This is a genomic window from Streptomyces sp. DSM 116793, assembly GCF_057320905.1.
The window spans coordinates 1,979,883-1,997,049 of sequence record NZ_CM170494.1; the positions used below are offsets into that span (position 1 = coordinate 1,979,883).

A 17,167-nucleotide genomic window follows, 5' to 3' on the forward strand; every position below is an offset into this window, starting at 1 on the left:
CACACCCCGAACCACGAGAGGACCCGCCATGTCACCCACCCCCGCACGGGACGAAGAGCCACTCAACCTCGACGGCTTCCACGACGTCCTGCTCGCGCCGGTGCGCGGCGCCGACACCCGGCGCGGACTGCCCATGACCTACTTCGAACGCCGCCCCAGCCGGTTCGTGGCGAAGATCGCCCTCGCCCTCGGCGTCATCGTCGTCTGCTACACCGCCCTGCTGGAACTGCGCGGTCCGGTGACGATCGCCGTCTGCGTCCCGGTGCTCGGCGTGATGTACGCCTACCTGGTGGAGCTCCAGCACGAGTGCCTGCACGAGCACGCCTTCCGCGCCCGGTGGGCCAACCGCCTGTGGGGCTTCGTCTGCGGGATGTACATGTTCAGCTCGTACTCCCACTACAAGTACGAGCACCTCAGGCACCATGCGTTCCTGGGCACGGAGAAGAACCTTGAGTTCTTCAACTACCGCTTCCGCGGTCTGGACAGCGTGCACGGCTTCGCCGCCGCGGCCTTCCACCCGGGCCGGTACGCGGACGTCGTGCGCAACCTCGGCCGCGGTCTGCTGCGGCGGCCGCTGCCCGGCGTGGACCGGGTGAGGGCGACGCGGGCCATCCAGAACGAGTACCGGGTGCTGCTGGCCCTGGTGGCGGGCGCGGCCGCGGTGAGCGCCCTGAGCCGGGACTGGTTCTTCGTGTGGGCGTGGCTGCTGCCGATCCTGCTGGTCAGCGAGGCCGTGCACTTCCTGATCGAGCTGCCAGAGCACTTCGGCCTGAACACCCAGACGGACCCCGACGTGCTCTCCAACACCCGGACCATCAGGGCCTCGTGGTTCGCGCAGTGGATCACGAACTACAACAACCTGCACACGGCGCACCACTACCACCAGGGCGTCCCCATGGTGAACGTGCCCCGGCTGCACGGCGCGATCGAGGAGAAGGTGGAGGTCGTCGAGCCGTCGTACTGGAGCTTCTACCGCAAGGTGCTGCGCGGGGACATCGTCTACCAGGGCGACGAGCAGACCTGCATGACGCGTTGACGCCGGGCCGCGACCACAGGGACCGCAGGGACCACAGCCACCGTAGGGACCGCAGAGACCACAGGGACCACAGGAAGGAGCGATGCCCGTGAACGGCGTGGTGTCGACGTTCAACGAATGGGATCCCCTGCAGGAGGTCGTCGTCGGCCGGGTCGACGGCGCCATGACGTCCTCGTGGGACGTGCTCGACCGGATCACCGTGCCGCCCTCCTCCTGGGAGAGGCTGACCGCCTCGCCCGGCACGCGGGGCGCGCCGGTGCCGCCGGACGTGGTGGAGAAGGCCCAGGAGGGCCTGGACGAGTTCCTCGGGATCCTGCGGGACGCGCATGTCACCGTGCGCCGCCCGGACCCGCCGGACTTCTCCCGGCCGTTCGCCACGCCCGGCTGGTCGGTGGCGAACGGCATGTCGGTGGCGAACCCCCGGGACCTGCTGCTGGTCGTCGGGGACGAGTTCATCGAGGTGCCGATGGCCGACCGCAACCGGTACTTCGAGGTGTGGCCGTACCGGGGGCTCCTCACCGAGTACTTCCGGGCCGGCGCCCGCTGGACGGCGGCACCCAAGCCGCGGCTGACGGACGACCAGTACCGGCCGGGCTACGAGGTGCCGCCCTGGTCCGAGGACATGGCGTTCCTCGTGACGGAGGCCGAGCCGGTCTTCGACGCGGCGGACATCATGCGCTGCGGCCGGGACCTGTTCATCGAGCGCAGCCATGTCACCAACCGGCTGGGCGTCGAGTGGCTCAGGCGGCACCTCGGCCCGGAGTACCGGGTCCACGAGGTCGTCTCCCGCTATCCGAGGGCGATGCACATCGACACCTCCCTGCTGCCGCTCGCGCCGGGCAGGGTGCTGGTCAACCCGGAGTTCCTGGACCCGGACTCGCTCCCGGAGGTCCTCCGGTCGTGGGACGTGCTCATCCCGCCGGAGCCGGTGGTCACGCCGGTCATGGAGCAGGGCCTGATGAGCCGGTGGAGCAGTGTGAACGTGCTCATGCTCGACCCGGAGCACGTGGTGGTGGAGCGGTCGCAGACGCCGCTGCTGAAGGCGTTCGAGAGCTGGGGTTTCGAGCCCGTGCCGTGCTCCTTCGAGCATTACACGGTCTTCGGCGGCTCCTTCCACTGCGCCACCCTGGACATCCGGCGCAGGGGCACCCTGGAGTCGTACTTCTGATGGCGGCCCAGGTGCCCGGGGACCGGGTGGGCGATCCGCTGCCGGTGCCCTGGCCGGCGCAGCAGTGGTCGGCGGGCGCCCCGCGTCCGGCGCTGCCCGCGCGGGCGGTGCCGGACGCGGTGGCGGACCGGGTGCGCGCGCTGCTCGCGGCCGCTTCGGACGAGCCGGTGTGCGCCTATGTCTACGAGCCGGAGGCGGCGCGCCGCCGGGCGGCCGTGCTGCGTGCGCGGCTGCCCGGCTGGGCGGAGGTGTACTACGCGGCGAAGGCTAACTGCTTCCCGCCGGTCCTCGCCGCCCTCGCCCCCGTCGTGGACGGCTTCGACGTCGCGTCGTCGAGCGAGGCGGACGCCGCGCTGGCGGCGGGCGGTGGTGTCGCCCGGCTGATCGTCACGGGCCCCGGCAAGTCGGACCGGCTGCTGGCGGCGGCGGTCCGGGCGGGTGCCGAGTTCGTCAGCGTCGAGAGCGAGTTGGAACTGCACCGGCTGAACGCGGTCGCGCGGCGCGCCGGGCGGCGGATGCCGGTGGTGCTGCGGGTGAACTCCGCGACGTCGCCGCTCGACGGGGCGCTGCGGATGGACGGCCGGGCCACCCAGTTCGGCATCGGCGAGGACCGGCTGCCGGCGGCCGTCGCCACCGCCCGGCGGCTGCCCGGCGTCGAACCGGTCGGCTACCACTTCCATGTGGTGTCCGGGAACCTGGACGCCGACCGGCACGCGGCCTACGTGGTCTCCCGGCTGCGCTGGGCTGCCCGGGCGGCCCGGGAGCACGGCATCGGGCTGCGCGTGGTCGACGTGGGCGGCGGTCTCGGCGTGCCGCCGCACGGCGGGCCCCCGTTCGACCTGGACCGGTTCGCGGAGCTGCTGGCCGCCGCCCCGCCGCCGCGCGGGGTGCGGGTGGTGTGCGAGCCGGGCCGCTGGCTGGTCGCGGAGTGCGGCTGGTACGCGGCCCAGGTGACGGACCTGAAGCGGGTGGCCGGCGAGTGGTTCGCCGTGCTGGCCGGCGGTATCAACCACTTCATGCTGCCCGCCCTGCTGGAGGTGGCCGTGGACGCGGCGGTGCTGCCTCTCGAGCGGTGGCCGTACCCCTGCCCGCGCCCGGAGCTGCGGGACACCCCCGTCTCGCTGGCGGGACCGCTGTGCACCCCGGAGGACATCCTGGCCAGGGGGATCACCGCGGACCGGCTGCGGGTCGGGGACGCCGTGGTCTTCCCCATGGCGGGCGCGTACGGCTGGGAGTTCGCGGTGCGCGGCTTCCTCGGGCACCCCGCCGCACGGCGGGCGACGGCTCAGGCGACGTCGGTGCTCTCGTCGGGGAAGGCCGCCCCGGCCCGGGGCGTCTCCTCCTGATCCGCGTACCGCAGCAGCCACAGCCCCGGCAGCCCGGCCAGCGTGACCATCACCGCGGCGGTCCAGCCGAGCCCGCCGTGCACCAGCACCGGCGCGGCGATGGCCGAGCCCACGGGCGAGGTGCCCTGCATGAGGGTGCGCAGCGCGGCGAAGGCCCGGCCGTGCATCTCGGGCGGGATGCGGCGCATCCGAAGGGACTGCGCCCACACCGTCATCGGCGCGCTCAGCAGGCCCACGCAGAAGTAGCCGGTCCCGACCAGCACGGCCCGCGGCGCGCCCAGCACGGCGAGGAACCCCAGCGCCGCGCCCATCTGGCAGAACGCGATGCGGCGCACGGAGCCGCGGCCCGCACGGCCGCCGGCCAGTGTCGCGCCCACCAGCTCGCCGGCGGCGAGCGTCGCCGTCAGCGCGCCCAGCGAGGTGGCCCCGCCCAGCTCGTTCTTGGCCAGCCAGGGGCCGACGACCAGCAGCAGCATGCCGTCGGCGACGTTGAACGCCATGAACGCGGCCGTGGTGGCCATGATCACCTTGTCCCGGCCCACCACCCGTACCGAGGTCTTCGCGCCGGGCGCGCCTGTGCCGTCGGCGGTGTGCCGCCCGGGGGGTGCCAGCGGGCGGCACACGGTCGCCACGGCGAGCGCGAAGAGCAGGTAGGTGACGGCGTCGATGAGCAGCACGTTGGGCGCGCCCAGCACGCCGACGAGCACACCGGCCAGCGCCGGGCCCACCACGGTGGAGACACTGAAGCTCAGCGACTCCAGGGCGTTCGCCGTGTCCAGCTCGGACTCCTCGACCAACTGCGGGATCGCCGCGGGGAACCCGGCGAGCGGCACCATCTTCAGCAGCCCGTAGACGACGGCGACGGCGAACGGCAGCACCGTCGGCACGTCCCCCAGGGCCGCGGCGAGGGGCACCGACGCGACGCACGCCGCGCGGAAGACGCTGTCGGCGATCAGCACGGTGCGCTTGTCGAACCGGTCGAGCAGGGGCCCGACGGCGAGCCCGCCCAGCACCACGGGAGCGGTGAGGCACACCCCGAGCAGGCTGAGCCGCGCGGTGCCGCCGTCGTCCAGGACGAGCCAGGTCAGCGCCAGCAGCGTCATCCCGTCGCCGAGCAGCGACACGGAGGCGCCGAACCAGACCCGGCCGAAGTCCCCCGAGCCCAGCAGCCGCAGATACGCCATCACAGCCCCCGCACCTCCTGCCCGGCAGCGGCCGGCCTGGCGAGGGCGGTGGGTGCCGGTGCGGCCGGCAGCAGTTCGCGCCGCTCGTGGGCGAGCAGCCACCGTTTGACGTCCAGGCCGTAGTAGTAGCCGCCGAGGGTGCCGTCCGTGCGGCGGACCCGGTGGCAGGGGACGATCAGCGGGACCAGGTTGCAGGCGCAGGCCGCGCCCGCCGCGCGGGCCGCGCCGGGCCGGCCGGCCCGCTCGGCCAGCTCCCGGTAGCTGACGGACGTGCCCGGCGCGACGCGGCGCATCTCGCGCCAGGCGGCCAGCCGGAAGTCATTGCCGAACTGGACGACGGGCAGGTCGTCCAGCGCCCGCACGGCACCGTCGAAGTAGGCGCGCACCGCCGCCACATACGGCTCCAGGGCGCCGCTGCGCCGCGGCGAGGCGCCCCGGTGGGGCGGTGGCAGCTCCGCCAGCAGCGTCTGGGGGTCGTCGGTGAAGCCGGCGGCGACGATGCCGCCCGCCAGGGTGATCATGCTGAACGGGCCGAGCGGCGTCGGCGCCGTCGCGGTGTCCATCGTGCGCGTGCCTTTCGAGCGGAGAAAACGGTGACCGGGCGCCCCGGGCGTGGGGACGCCGGGCCCGGGATGTGCGGGTCCTGGGCCGCGGGACGTGGGCCCCGCGGGAGCCGCGACGTGGGGGCCGGGGTGTGCGGGGGCCGGGAGGTGCGGGGGCCGGGAATGTGCCGGGGCCGGATGTGCGGGACGGCGGCGGAGGGGCGGTCGGGGGGCAGCGGAGGCGGTGGTCGGCAGCGGAGGGTACGGGCGGTGGGGCAGCGGAGAGGGTGGGCGGTGGCGGGTCTCAGTGGGAGTGGTGGTCGGCGGGCGGCCGGACGGCGGAGTTCAGGTGCATGACGGCGTAGGAGCGCCAGGGGCGCCAGCGGTGGGCCTGCTCCTCCAGGGCGCGGCGGAGGCCGGCCGGGTCGGGCGGGGCGCCGGACGCCCCGGACGGCGAGCCGGACGCCCCGGCCGGGTCCGGCGGCGACCCGTACGGTCCGGGCAGGGTCCGGACCGCCGCCCGCACCACCGGATCGGACGGGTCGAACGCGTCGGGGTCGCCCAGGACGTGCATCGCGATCCGCTGGACGGTCCAGGGCTCGACGCCGGGCAGTGCGAGCAGCGCGGCGACGGCCGCCGCACGGTCCGCGTCCCGCTCCAGGCTCAGCTTCTCGTCGGCCACGGCACCGGCGAGGGCGCGCACGGCGGCGCACGCGGCGTGGAGGTCCGCGGCAGCAGGGGCGCCGGTCCCGGGGTGGCCGTCCGCCGCGGCGTCGGCGCCCCCGGCGGTCGGGCCGGCCGCCAGGTCGGCCGCGATGTCGGTCTCGGCCAGCGCCCCGGCGGGCGGGAAAACGGTGGCGGGGGCGCCGTCGGGTGCGGTGAGGGGCTCACCGTAGCGGGCCGCCAGCCAGCCGCACAGCTCCCTGGCCCCGGCGCGGGGCAGGTACTGGTCGGCGAGCAGCCGGACCGCGGTCTCGAAGCCGTCCGCACAGCCCGGCACACGCAGGCCCGGCCTGGCCCGGACCAGCGGGCCCAGCCAGGGGGCGGGGCCCAGCGCCTCGGCCACGGCGGCGGGGTCGGAGTCGAGGTCGAGGAGGTCGCGGCAGCGCCGGACCGCGGCGGTCACGTCCCGCAGGTCGGAGAGCCACAGGCGCACCGTCACCTGGTGCTGCTTCGTCTCGCGGTCCGGCCGGCAGCCGGTGAGGTCGAGCTCGGCGCGGCCGCTGCCACGCGGCAGCCGCAGGGTCCGGCACAGCCGGAGGTCCCCGACCTCCTCCACGGCGGGCAGCGCCCGCTCCCGGAACCAGGCGAGCAGGGCGCCCGCCGCGAGCGGAGGGCGGTAGCGCAGCCGGAGCGTCAGCGGCCCGGCCGTCGCGCCGGGGGCCGCGCCGGCGCCCGGCGTCGAGGAGCGTGGGCCGGGCGCCCCGGCCCGCGCGCCGCCGCGCCCCGCCCCGGCTCGGCGCAACTCCCGCGGCGAGCAGCCGAAGGCGGCGCGGAAGCCGTCGTTGAACTGGCGGATGCTGGAGTACCCGGCGGCGAAGGCGACGTCCAGCAGGGGCAGCGAGCTGGACTCGATCAGCAGCCGTGCCACCTGGTTGCGGCGGTTCAGGGCGAGGGCGAGCGGTCCGACGCCGACCTCCGCGACGAGTTGGCGGTGCAGGTGGCGCTCGCTCACCGCGAGGTGCCGCGCGACCCCCGCCACCCCTATCTCGTCCACCGCGCCGCCGGCGATGAGCCGCAGCGCCCGGGCGACCAGGTCGCCCCTGGCGTTCCACTCCGGGGAGGAGGGGTGGGACTCGGGGCGGCAGCGCCGGCAGGCCCGGAACCCGGCCGCCTCGGCCGCCGCGGCGATCCGGAAGAAGCGGACGTTCTCCGGCTTCGGCGTGCGCGAGCCGCACACCGGGCGGCAGTAGACGCCCGTCGTCGTGACCGCCACGTAGAAGGTCCCGTCGAAGCGGGTGTCCCTGCTGGCCATGGCCCGGTAGCAGGTGTCGAAATCCAGCACTCCGACATTCTTACCGCAAATCCCCTACCGCGTCTGGCGGGAATCGGACCAGGTGATCCGGAGCGCGGTACGGCATGGCCGGCAAGGGGTGGGGAAATTACAATGATCGAGGGCCAGAACCCGCTCAGGATGTCCCGCACCGCCGTACCGGCCGGCCGAAAGGCCGCAGTGAGGAAGTCCGATGACAGCCCGTCAGGGGGGAGGCGGAATGCGCCCCGGGGAATTCGCGGTCGACCCCGGTGAGGCGGAGGCGTTCATCCGCTTGTATCACCGGGAAATCAACCGCTCCGATCTGTTGTACCCCCGCCTCGCCGAGGTGCGCCGGCGGATCGCCGAAACCGGCTCGTACACGCACACGCCCGAGGAACTCGCCTTCGGCGCACGCGTGGCATGGCGGAATTCCGCCCGCTGCATCGGCCGGCTCTACTGGCAGAGCCTCCAGGTGCGCGACCGCAGGCACGTGACGGACGCCGCCGGCGTGGCCGCCGAGTGCATCGCCCACCTGCGCACCGCCACCAACGGCGGCCGGATCCGCCCGGTCATCACCGTCTTCGGTCCAAATGGCGCGTCCGGGCCGCCCGTACGGATCTGGAACGAGCAACTCGTCCGGTACGCCGGCCACCTCAGGTTCGAGGGCGGCTACACCGGCGACCCGCGCGGCTACGGCCTCACCGAGCTCGCCACCCGCCTCGGCTGGCGGCCCCCCGGCGGTCCATTCGACGTGCTGCCCCTCGTCATCGAGGCCGGACAGGAGGGCCCGCGCCTCTTCGAGATCCCCCGCGAGGACATCCTGGAGGTCCCGCTCGCCCACCCCTCCCTGGGCTGGTTCGCCCAGCTCGGCCTGCGCTGGTACGCCGTGCCCGCCATCTCCAACATGCGGCTGCGCATCGGCGGCATCTCCTACTCCGCGGCGCCCTTCAACGGCTGGTACATGGGCACGGAGATCGGCGTCCGCAATCTCTGCGACGCCGACCGCTACGACATCCTGCCGGAGGTGGGCCGCCGCCTCGGCCTGGACACCTCGGCCGACCGCACGCTCTGGCGCGACCAGGCCCTGGTGGAGGTCAACCGCGCCGTCCTGCACTCCTTCGACAGCGCCGGTGTGACCATCGCCGACCACCACACGGAGTCCGAGCGGTTCCTCAAGCACCTGGCCAGGGAGGAGCTTGCGGGCCGGTCCTGCCCGGCCGACTGGTCGTGGATCGTGCCGCCGATGTCCGGCGCCCTCACCCCCGTCTTCCACCGCTACTACGACGAGGGGCGCCCCAGCCCCGACTTCCACCTCGACGAGGCGGCCCGGCTGCGGGCCGAGGGCATCGCCCCGCAGCCGGACCCGCGCGTCGGCGCCCGGGCGCCGGCGCGCAGCTGCCCGGTGCCGCACGGATGACGGCGCGCCGCGCAGGCCCTGGCACCCGGCTCAGCCCCGGGCCGCCGGCTCCACCACCATTCCCGACAGGAACGGCGCGGAGAACTGCCGGACGTCGACCGGTGCGTCGATGACGAGCCGGGCCCGCAGGGGGTGCCGGGCCGGGCGGCCCCGCACCGCGCCAGAGCCCGCGGCGGCGGTCCCGGCAGCCGCGGCGGTCCCCGCTCCGGCCCCGGGCGGGCCGGACGCCCCGGACGCCCCGGACGCGAGCCCGGTCCCGTCCGCGTACTCGAGCATGAGCGCCGGAGCCGAGAGCGCGTCCAGCGACAGCACCAGGTCGGCCTCGTCCCAGGCATGGGGGTCGCCGAAGTCCTGGGAGGCCACGGCCGTGAAGCCCATCCGGCTCTTGAAGGTGAACAGGCCCGGCTGGGCCAGGTGCCCGTAGAGGTTCGGGTCGTCGCCCAGGGTCGCCCACGCGTACCCCTTCTCGCGGGCCACCTGCATGGCGGTGCAGTACACGGCGCGCGGGTAACCCGCCTTCCTGGCGGCCTCGGTGACGGCGGACCAGCGGACGCGGATCGCGCTCTCGTCCGGGCTCTCCAGCGCCAGGCAGCCGCCGACCAGTTCCCCGTCGCGGCGCAGGAACACCCCGAAGTACTTCTCCGGGCCCTCCAGGATGGCCGTGGTGAAGCGGCGCGCGAACGCCACCCCGTACCGCATCGCGCCGACCTGCGCCTCGTACAGGTCCAGGAACCTGTGGAGGCTGTCGGGGGTCACCCGGTCCTCCACGACCTCCCGGACGCCCTGCGCCGCCATGCGGCGGCGCGCCCGGTGGACGTACTGACGGCTCTTGTGCGGAATTCCGGCGAGAAAGGATTCCTCGTCGGCTCCGAGCCGGGCCAGCCAGGTGAGCGTGGCGGGTTTCCGGACGAATCCGCGGCGGGCGAGTTCGTCCCAGGTCGCGGGTGGTGGATTCATCATACGGACGACCGGGACCGGGCGGTCGAGACGGGTCCAGGGGGCGACTTCCCGGTCCAGGTCCTCGGGCTCGATGGCCGCCACGGTTAAACCGAAATCGTCGACGATTTCCATGGTTTCCCTTCCTGCGCCGTTCGAACGCCCCGGACGGAGCGTGGGCATTCTCGCAGTGCCGGTCGCCGGTATCCCCGTACCGGCGAGGATTTCAGCCGGGCGTCGGCCCGGACGGGGCGTCGGGCATACGGTTGACGGGGTGGTCGTCGACCGCCCAGAGGTACTGCACGGCGTAGGCGCGCCACGGCTGCCAGGCCCGCGCCCTGCGGGTCAGCGCGGCGGGCGTGCCGGGCAGCCCCAGCGCCTTGGCCGCCAGCCGGATGCCGAGGTCGGTGGCGAGGAAGGCGTCCGGGTCGCCCAGCGCCCGCATGGCGATCATCTCGACCGTCCAGGGCCCCACCCCGGGCAGCGCGGCGAGCGCCGCCCGTGCCCGCGCCGGGTCGCCGCCCGGTGTGAGGGCGACGTCCTCGAAGGCGAGCGCGGAGACGAGGGCGACGAGGGTGGCACGGCGCGACCGCGGCATGGCGAGGGCGTCGGGGTCGAGCTTCAGCAGCGCGGCCGGCTCGGGGAACAGCCGGGTGAGCCCGCCGTGCGGGTCGTCGACGGGCTCGCCGTGCGCGGCGGCGAGCCGGCCCGCGAGGGTGCGTGCGGCGGCGGTGGAGACCTGCTGCCCGAGGACGGCCCGTACGGCGAACTCGGCCGGATCGCTCGTCCGCGGCACCCGGCGCCCCGGACTGCGGGCGACGAGCGGCGCGAGCAGCGGGTCGGCGCGCAGGTGCCCGTCGACGGTCACCGGGTCGGCGTCCAGGTCGAGCATCCAGCGGCACTGCCGCACGGCGACGGGCAGGTCGCGCCGGTCGGTCAGGGTGAGGTCGCAGCCGACATACCCGTCCATGGGGCGCAGCGAGACGATCCCGTACCCACCGGGCAGCCGCAGCGTCCGCCGGTAGGCGCCGGCACGCCACTCCTCCACCCCCGGCGTGGCGGTGGCCACGAGGTGCCCGAAGAGATTGTCCGGGCAGAGCGGCGCCCGGTACTCCAACCGCAGGGAAGCGAACACCGCCCCAGTATCGGGCGCGGCACCCCGGGCGCGGCCGGCGGCACACGTGTGGGTGAGCGGATTCAGGCCCGGCCGGCCCGTGCCGGAGCGCGCACGGCCGCCCGCCGGTGCCGCGTCGCTTCCGGGTCTTCGGCGCACCGTGGCGGATGATCGAGGGACCGCCCGCCCGGGAGGCGCCGGGCGGTGCGCACGCGCACACACTTGTGGGAGGTCGCGGTGGCAGAGCACCCGGTGATCGGGTACCTCGTCTGGGCGGTCCTGTTCGGCGCCGTCTTCGCCTGGGAAGGCATCAGCCTGATGCGCATCGGCGACGGTTACCCCACCCTCAGCGACGCGCTGGCCGGCGTCATGCGCTATCCCGCGGGCCGGTGGACCCTCTTCGCGCTGTGGCTCTGGTTCGGCTGGCACACCTTCGTGAGCGGCTGGCAGTTCCTGCTCAGGGACCCCGTGCGATAGTCCGCGGCGGGGACGGGGCGGTCCTGCCGTGCTTCCGGTATCGCTGAACGTCGCGATCATGCTGATCGGCTATCTGCTGACGATGGGATACCTCGCCCTCGGCCTGTACATCCTGTACAGGCGTCCGTCCGAGCCCCGGCATCCGTCCCGGCGCCTCACGCCGGCCGCCGTGCGGCGGGGGTGGCCGGGCCTGATCCGCCAGGTGGCGGGCACCGCGGTCGGCGGATATGTGCTCCTGATGGTCGTGATCATCGCCTACTACCACGGTGTGGCGCACGAGGGTGGCGCGTTCCTGGCCCGTGCGGCCGAGGGCGCCGCGGCGCTGGTGGGGGTCACCCTGCCGGTGCTCCTCCTCGTCTCCTGGGTGGTGCGGGCCGTGCGGCGGCGGTCGTGGCGCAGACCCCGGCGGTGAGCGCGCCGGCCATCACCCGGCCACCCGGGAAGGCGGGCGGCCCGCGAGGGGCGCGTGAGGTGGGACACCCGGCTCAGGATGCGGGCCGGCGGACCGGCGGAAGCAGTCGGGAAGCCACCGGGGCTTTTGCGCCGTCACACGCGGTGGGGTGGTACCGGGTCACCCGTCTCAAGGAGGAGGAGGGCGATGTCGTCGCTGTTCTCGTCCGTCACCGCCCGCTCCACGCTGCGGACGAGCCCGTCGCACAGGACGCCCAGGGGGCCCGCCGGTGCCCGGGCGATGCGGTCGGCGAGTGCGCCGACGCCGTCGCTCAGGTCGGTGCCGGGCCGTTCGATGAGGCCGTCGGTGTAGAGCGCGAGGAGGCTGCCCGGCGGCAGGGGGATCTCGGTGGTGCGGAACACCGTGTCCGGCTCGATGCCGAGGAGGAGGCCGGGCGGCAGGTCCAGAACCTCGGTACGGCCGTCCGGCCGCCGCAGGATCGGTGGCGGGTGCCCCGCCATGGCGAGGAGGGCACGCCGGTGCCGCAGGTCGATCTGCGCGTAGAGGCAGCTGATGAACAGTTCGGTGTTCAGGTCGCCCACGAGGCGGTTGGTGCGTGCGAGGACCTCGCCGGGTGGGGCGCCGACCTGCGCGTGGGTGTGCACGGCGGTGCGGACCTGGCCCATCAGGGCGGCCGCCTGCACGCTGTGTCCCTCGACGTCGCCGATGACGGCGGCCGCGGTGGCGTCGTCGAGCCGGATCAGGTCGTAGAAGTCACCGCCGACGTCCAGGGCGCTGGTGGCCGGCCGGTAGCGGGCGGCGGTGCGCAGGCCCGTGAGGCGCGGCAGGTCGCTCGGCAGCAGTCCGGCCTGGAGGCCCCGCGCCGCCCTGGCGTTGCTGTCGTAGAGCCGCGCCCGCTCCAGCGCCTGCGCGATCACCCCGGCCAGCGAGGTGAGTTCGGCGCGCTCGTCGGGAGCGAAGGGGCGGCGCCGGTCGTAGCCCAGGACGCAGCAGCCGATCGTCCGGCCCGAGACGGTCAACGGCAGGTAGGCGAAGGCCGCCATGTCCCCGTACCGTTCGATGCCCGGGTAGGCGCGCTGGAGTTCGGTGCTGTCGGAGTGGAACGAGGCGGTGCCGCTCTCGATGGTGCGCGCACCCTCGGTGTGGGTGGTGAGCGGGAGGCCGTCGAAGAACTCGGCCATCCGGGCGGGGAAGCCCCGGGAGCTGACGACGCGCATCCGGCCCTCTTCCGCGGTGAGCAGCGCGAAGCCCTGGGCGTCGAGAACGGGCATCATCTGCTCGGTGAGCGACTCGGTGACCTCCTTGGTGCTGACCGCCTCGGTGAGCGCCGAGGCCAGGTGCAGCAGGTGGAACAGCGTGCCGGCACGGACCGGGGCGCCGGTGGGCGAGACCTGGACGACCTCCCCGTCGCCGGCGGGAAGATCGACGGGCCGGATGCGGACGGTGATCCCCCGGTCGTCGGCGTACAGCACGAACGACAGCCACTGGCCGTTGGGACGGCGGGCGCTGAAGCCCGCGGGAAGGCGGCTGAAGAGCGCGGACAGGTAGGCGTTCTCGTAGGCGGGGTCGTTCAGCCAGGACAGGGCCTCCCAGGGGCGCTGGTGCACCAGCGCGCCGGGACCGCTGCCGAGGAGTTCGCACGCGTCGTCGTCGAGGAACGTCAGGCGCCCCTCCTTGTCGAGTCCGCACACTCCCCCGGGGAGGCGGTCGACGACCTGGGTGACGAGGTCGTCGCGCCCCGGCGGCGGTGGCTCCAGCGCGAGCGGTTCGGGCCGCGGCAGCACCGGCTCGCCCGCCTCGGCGGCCCGCCGCAGCCCGCGTGCCACGCGGCGGCAGGCGTCGCCGACCGTGCGTTCCTCGTCGGCGGAGAGCTCGGGCGACCGCGTGCCGGGCCACAGCAGCAGCACGGCTCCCCAGCAGACGCCGCCGTCGGACAGCGGTGCCACGTACATGGCGACGGGGTACGGGAACGAGAGTGCCGTGCGCGGAAAGCGGCGCGCCAGATCATGCTGGCCACTGAGCCAGACCGGCCGGCGGATGCGCACGGCCTCCGCCACCGGAACCGGTGCCGCGCGCGCCACCCGGGACCAGGGCCGGGCGATCCGGGTGGGCACCCCCGTCACGACGGTCATCCGGATGAGCCGGTCCTGCGGGACGTCCAGGTACCCCGCGACCACGTGGGCACCGACGGCGCGCGCCAGCTCGCGCACCTCGTGGTCCAGGACGGTCGCGCCCTCCTGCGTCGTGGCGCTCTCCTCGTACCCGAACACCGGACTACCGCCTCCGTCAGCACCGTCCTCGCGGACCGCCGCCCCGCTCGTCCGACCGCCCTCCTGTCCGGCCCCGCGCCGGCCGGGCCTCCGCGGCGGCACCGGAGCCGGGCCCCACGGTGCGCTCCCGGCCGGCCACCGGTTCCCCGGCTCACCCAGGAGCCCCGTCACCGCAAGCCGGAAACCATCTGGAAGTATCCAAGAATACGCCCATTTGCCGCTATTCCTCTACCGATCCGCGCGGCCGCACACCCGGCCCCGCACGGGTGTGCGCCCACGGCCGCCGGGTGAACACCACGGATACACCCCGTGACCATCCCGGCGACCCGCCCGGCACGACCTGCCGTGCACGCACACACACGCTCCGTGCGGGTGCGGTGCGGCAACCCGTCGCCGCCCGGATGACCCGCACACAATCCCCCTCCGCCCGTGCATCCACCCCGGACGCGGCACCAGACCACCCGGCCGTGGACCCACCCGACCACTCGCCCACCCCCGCCGCGATCAGCGTCGGGGGCGGTCCGCGTCGGCCTGTCCGGCAGGCACGCCGACCACCCGGTGCACCCAAGAGCCCGCTCCCGCGCACCCGCGCGTTCCGGGGGCAGGCCGATGGAAACCGGCACAGAGGCCCCACTATGAACTGTGTGTATAGTGGGGATGCGGGGTCGTCGCCCCGTCATCGTCCGCCGTCGCCCGTCCCAGGAAAGCCGGGGTTCCCCATGCCCAGCCGACGCCGCCTCAGGACCGCCCGGCGGCCGCGCATATGGGTGCGCGACCTCCTCATGGGCGCCCGCTTCGCCTGCACAGGCGGGCGCGAAGGGTGGACACGCACCCTGCTCACCGCCGTCGGAGCCGGGCTCGGCGTCCTTCTGATGCTCTGCGCCGCGTCGGTCCCCTCCCTTCTCGACGCCCGGACGGCCCGCGAAGAGGCGCGCCAGACCGCCAACGCGACGTCCGAAGCGTCCGTGGGCCGCAGCGACCACAGCTTCCTGCGCCTGGACACCTCCACCGTCTTCCGCGGCGACACCGTGACCGGGGAGCTGATCCAGCCCGACGGGGACAGGACACCGCCCCCGCCCGGAGTGCGGCGGATTCCGGCCCCCGGCGAGATGGTCGTCTCGCCGGCCCTGCGCGACCTCCTGCACTCGGACGCGGGCGCCCTCCTCCGGGGCCGAATCGGCTACCGGGACGTGGGCACCGTGGCCGAGGCCGGGTTGGTGCAGCCCGGCGAACTGCTCTACTACGCCGGCAGCTCGTCCCTGTCCACGGACCGCGGCGCCATACGCTCCGACCGCTACGGGCACGCCGAGGCCCGGCAGCCGCTCAACCCGATGCTCCTCGTGCTGATCACCCTCGTGTGCGTGGTCCTGCTGGTGCCGGTGATCATCTTCATCGGCACCGCCGTCCGCTTCGGCGGGGAACGCCAGGACCGGCGGCTGGCGACCCTGCGGCTGCTGGGCATGGACGCCCGGGCGGTCCGGCGCATCGCGTCCGGGGAGTCGCTGTTCGCCGCCGTCTGCGGGCTGGCGGTGGGCGCCGCCCTCTTCTCGGTGGTGCGGATGTACGCGGGCGCCGTGCGCCTGTGGGGCGTGAGCGCCTTCCCCTCCGACGTGGTCCCCGTCCCGGCGCTCGCCGCGGCAACGCTCCTGGCCGTTCCCGCGGCCGCCGTCTTCGCCACCCAGATCGCCCTGCGGTCGGTGACGATGGAGCCGTTGAGCGTCACACGGCTGGCCAGGCCCCGGGGCCGTCGCCTGGGGTGGCGGCTGGTGATGCCGGTCGTCGGAGTCGTACTGCTGCTGGCCGTGCACACCGTCAGCCCCGAGGGCGGGTCGGCCAGCCCCGTCCCCGTCGCCCTGGGAGCGGTGTGCATTCTGATCGGCCTCACCGGGCTCCTGCCCTGGCTGGTCGAGGTCGTCGTCGGCCGTCTGCACGCCGGCCCGGTCTCCTGGCAGCTCGCCGTCCGCCGGCTGCAACTCGAGAGCGGCTTCGCGACACGCCCGCTCACGGGCGTCACCGTCGCCGTGGCCGGCGCCATCGCGCTCCAGATGGCCCTGGGCGGGATGCAGGAGGATTTCCGCCACCTCAGGACGTCGGCGGGAGCGAACACCAGGCAGGCAGACATGACGCTCTCCCTGCCGTTCGGCAGCCGGCCGATCACAGAGCGGCTCACCACCGGTCTGGAACACACGAAAGGTGTCACAGACGTCCTGACCGTCACGGAGACGTACATCCGCAAGCCGGCCGACACCGGCGGCATCCCCGCCCTGACCACCCTGACGGTGGCGGACTGCGCCACCCTGCGGAAGCTCGCCACCCTGCCCGCCTGCCGGGACGGCGACTCCTTCGTGGCCCGGGCGCCGGGACATCATCCGGAGGACCGGCAGGTCACCGATACGGCCGTACCCGGCGGCATGGTGGATCTGGATGCGGACGGGACCGGGCCGGCGGGCCACCGGCTGTGGCGGCTGCCGGCCTCCACCCCGCAGGTGACCGCCCGCCCCGACCCGATGGGCGAGTACCACCCCGGCGTGCTGGCCACTCCGGGAGCCCTGAGCCCGCAGCGGCTGCCGCACGCCACCACGACGGTCGCCGTCCGAACGGACGGCAGGGTCGCCGACGCCGCCGAGTACGTCCGCAACACCGCGGCGCGCGCCAGTCCCGGGATCAGTGTCGTCGCCCTGATGCAGACCACGCGGGACAAGCAGTACACCAGTGTCAAGACGGGCATCCTGGCCGGGAGCGCGACCACCCTCGCCGTCATCGCCGCCAGCATGCTCGTCTCGCAGATCGAACAACTCCGCGCACGCAGGCGCATGCTGTCGACGCTCGTGGCGTTCGGCACCCGCCGGCGGACCCTGGCCCTGTCGGTCCTGTGGCAGACCGCGGTCCCCGTCGTCCTCGGCACCGTCCTGGCCACCGGCGGCGGCCTGGCCCTCGGGGTCCTCGTCCTGCGCGTGGTCGCGAAACCCGTACAGCAGTGGTCCGCCTTCGTCCCGTTCGCTGCCACCGGAGCCCTGGCCGTCCTCGGGATCACCCTGTGCACCATGCCACCGCTCCTGCGGCTGGTGCGTCCCGACGGCCTCCAGACCGAGTGACACACCGCCGGCACCTCGCCGGCCCCGGCACGTCGGGCGCGCGCCCCGGTCGTGCCGTCGCCCGCGCACGCCGACCGCGGCCGGGGAGCCGACGGGCCGTCGGATCGGTGTGCGACGTCACCCATCTGAATGGACTCGGAATGATAGAAGTACAGCGATCCTGTGCGAACGCGAACATGGTCGGGTGACGGACGC

The 17,167-nt window shown here is 74.4% G+C and carries 12 protein-coding genes and 1 pseudogene; 7 read left to right on the forward strand and 6 right to left on the reverse strand.

The window, feature by feature from the left end:
- Positions 1 to 28 precede the first annotated feature (28 nt).
- The 3 genes from ACSMXW_RS08280 to ACSMXW_RS08290 all read left to right on the forward strand — a co-directional run bounded on the left by ACSMXW_RS08280 (position 29) and on the right by ACSMXW_RS08290 (position 3,550).
- Positions 29 to 1,036 (forward strand): fatty acid desaturase family protein, encoded by a 1,008-nt coding sequence (locus ACSMXW_RS08280; RefSeq protein WP_485804820.1) that lies wholly within the window; start codon positions 29 to 31, stop codon positions 1,034 to 1,036.
- Positions 1,037 to 1,118: 82 nt separating this feature from the next.
- A complete protein-coding gene (locus tag ACSMXW_RS08285) occupies positions 1,119 to 2,204 on the forward strand; it encodes an amidinotransferase (protein ID WP_485804821.1) in 1,086 nt (361 codons plus the stop codon).
- A complete protein-coding gene (locus tag ACSMXW_RS08290; protein ID WP_485804822.1) occupies positions 2,204 to 3,550 on the forward strand; it encodes an alanine racemase in 1,347 nt (448 codons plus the stop codon). Before ACSMXW_RS08285 ends, ACSMXW_RS08290 begins: the two co-directional genes overlap by 1 nt.
- Here ACSMXW_RS08290 and ACSMXW_RS08295 read toward each other — a convergent pair.
- From ACSMXW_RS08295 to ACSMXW_RS08305, 3 genes are all read right to left on the reverse strand, one after another.
- A complete protein-coding gene (locus tag ACSMXW_RS08295; RefSeq protein WP_485804823.1) occupies positions 3,490 to 4,734 on the reverse strand; it encodes an MFS transporter in 1,245 nt (414 codons plus the stop codon). The genes ACSMXW_RS08290 and ACSMXW_RS08295 overlap by 61 nt on opposite strands.
- Complete coding sequence (locus ACSMXW_RS08300) at positions 4,734 to 5,297, reverse strand: methylated-DNA--[protein]-cysteine S-methyltransferase (RefSeq protein ID WP_485804824.1); 564 nt, start codon at positions 5,295 to 5,297, stop codon at positions 4,734 to 4,736. The genes ACSMXW_RS08295 and ACSMXW_RS08300 overlap by 1 nt, the downstream gene beginning before the upstream one ends.
- Before the next feature lie 283 nt (positions 5,298 to 5,580).
- A complete protein-coding gene (locus tag ACSMXW_RS08305) occupies positions 5,581 to 7,281 on the reverse strand; it encodes a DNA-3-methyladenine glycosylase 2 family protein (protein WP_485804825.1) in 1,701 nt (566 codons plus the stop codon).
- A 208-nt stretch (positions 7,282 to 7,489) separates the two neighbouring features.
- Here ACSMXW_RS08305 and ACSMXW_RS08310 point away from each other — a divergent pair, with 208 nt between their 5' ends.
- Entirely contained in the window at positions 7,490 to 8,668 is a 1,179-nt protein-coding gene (locus tag ACSMXW_RS08310) for a nitric oxide synthase oxygenase (RefSeq protein ID WP_485804826.1), read from the forward strand.
- Positions 8,669 to 8,698: 30 nt separating this feature from the next.
- On the opposite strand, the gene ACSMXW_RS08315 is transcribed toward ACSMXW_RS08310, so the two are convergent.
- Both ACSMXW_RS08315 and ACSMXW_RS08320 read right to left on the reverse strand, forming a co-directional pair.
- On the reverse strand, positions 8,699 to 9,739 hold the full coding sequence (locus tag ACSMXW_RS08315) for a GNAT family N-acetyltransferase (RefSeq protein WP_485804827.1): 1,041 nt from the start codon (positions 9,737 to 9,739) through the stop codon (positions 8,699 to 8,701).
- A 91-nt stretch (positions 9,740 to 9,830) separates the two neighbouring features.
- Positions 9,831 to 10,733, reverse strand: a pseudogene (locus ACSMXW_RS08320) (DNA-3-methyladenine glycosylase family protein); the annotation flags it as partial.
- A 222-nt stretch (positions 10,734 to 10,955) separates the two neighbouring features.
- Between ACSMXW_RS08320 and ACSMXW_RS08325 the strand changes: the two are divergent.
- Positions 10,956 to 11,195, forward strand: a complete 240-nt coding sequence (locus ACSMXW_RS08325; protein WP_485804828.1) for a DUF6186 family protein — start codon at positions 10,956 to 10,958, stop codon at positions 11,193 to 11,195.
- A gap of 58 nt (positions 11,196 to 11,253) precedes the next feature.
- Complete coding sequence (locus tag ACSMXW_RS08330) at positions 11,254 to 11,607, forward strand: DUF6256 family protein (protein ID WP_485804829.1); 354 nt, start codon at positions 11,254 to 11,256, stop codon at positions 11,605 to 11,607.
- 134 nt (positions 11,608 to 11,741) lie between these two features.
- On the opposite strand, the gene ACSMXW_RS08335 is transcribed toward ACSMXW_RS08330, so the two are convergent.
- Positions 11,742 to 13,877 (reverse strand): SpoIIE family protein phosphatase, encoded by a 2,136-nt coding sequence (locus ACSMXW_RS08335; RefSeq protein ID WP_485804830.1) that lies wholly within the window; start codon positions 13,875 to 13,877, stop codon positions 11,742 to 11,744.
- 719 nt (positions 13,878 to 14,596) lie between these two features.
- Between ACSMXW_RS08335 and ACSMXW_RS08340 the strand changes: the two genes are divergently transcribed.
- Positions 14,597 to 16,972, forward strand: a complete 2,376-nt coding sequence (locus ACSMXW_RS08340; protein WP_485804831.1) for an FtsX-like permease family protein — start codon at positions 14,597 to 14,599, stop codon at positions 16,970 to 16,972.
- Positions 16,973 to 17,167: the final 195 nt, after the last annotated feature.

Bases quoted from the DNA above. Each gene is read 5' to 3' on its own strand.
- ACSMXW_RS08315 (WP_485804827.1), bottom strand. From the start codon at position 9,739: ATGGAAATCGTCGACGATTTCGGTTTAACCGTGGCGGCCATCGAGCCC.
- ACSMXW_RS08295 (WP_485804823.1), bottom strand. From the start codon at position 4,734: ATGGCGTATCTGCGGCTGCTGGGCTCGGGGGACTTCGGCCGGGTCTGG.
- ACSMXW_RS08340 (WP_485804831.1), top strand. From the start codon at position 14,597: ATGCCCAGCCGACGCCGCCTCAGGACCGCCCGGCGGCCGCGCATATGG.
- ACSMXW_RS08290 (WP_485804822.1), top strand. From the start codon at position 2,204: ATGGCGGCCCAGGTGCCCGGGGACCGGGTGGGCGATCCGCTGCCGGTG.
- ACSMXW_RS08330 (WP_485804829.1), top strand. From the start codon at position 11,254: ATGCTGATCGGCTATCTGCTGACGATGGGATACCTCGCCCTCGGCCTG.
- ACSMXW_RS08300 (WP_485804824.1), bottom strand. From the start codon at position 5,297: ATGGACACCGCGACGGCGCCGACGCCGCTCGGCCCGTTCAGCATGATC.
- ACSMXW_RS08285 (WP_485804821.1), top strand. From the start codon at position 1,119: ATGCCCGTGAACGGCGTGGTGTCGACGTTCAACGAATGGGATCCCCTG.
- ACSMXW_RS08280 (WP_485804820.1), top strand. From the start codon at position 29: ATGTCACCCACCCCCGCACGGGACGAAGAGCCACTCAACCTCGACGGC.
- ACSMXW_RS08310 (WP_485804826.1), top strand. From the start codon at position 7,490: ATGCGCCCCGGGGAATTCGCGGTCGACCCCGGTGAGGCGGAGGCGTTC.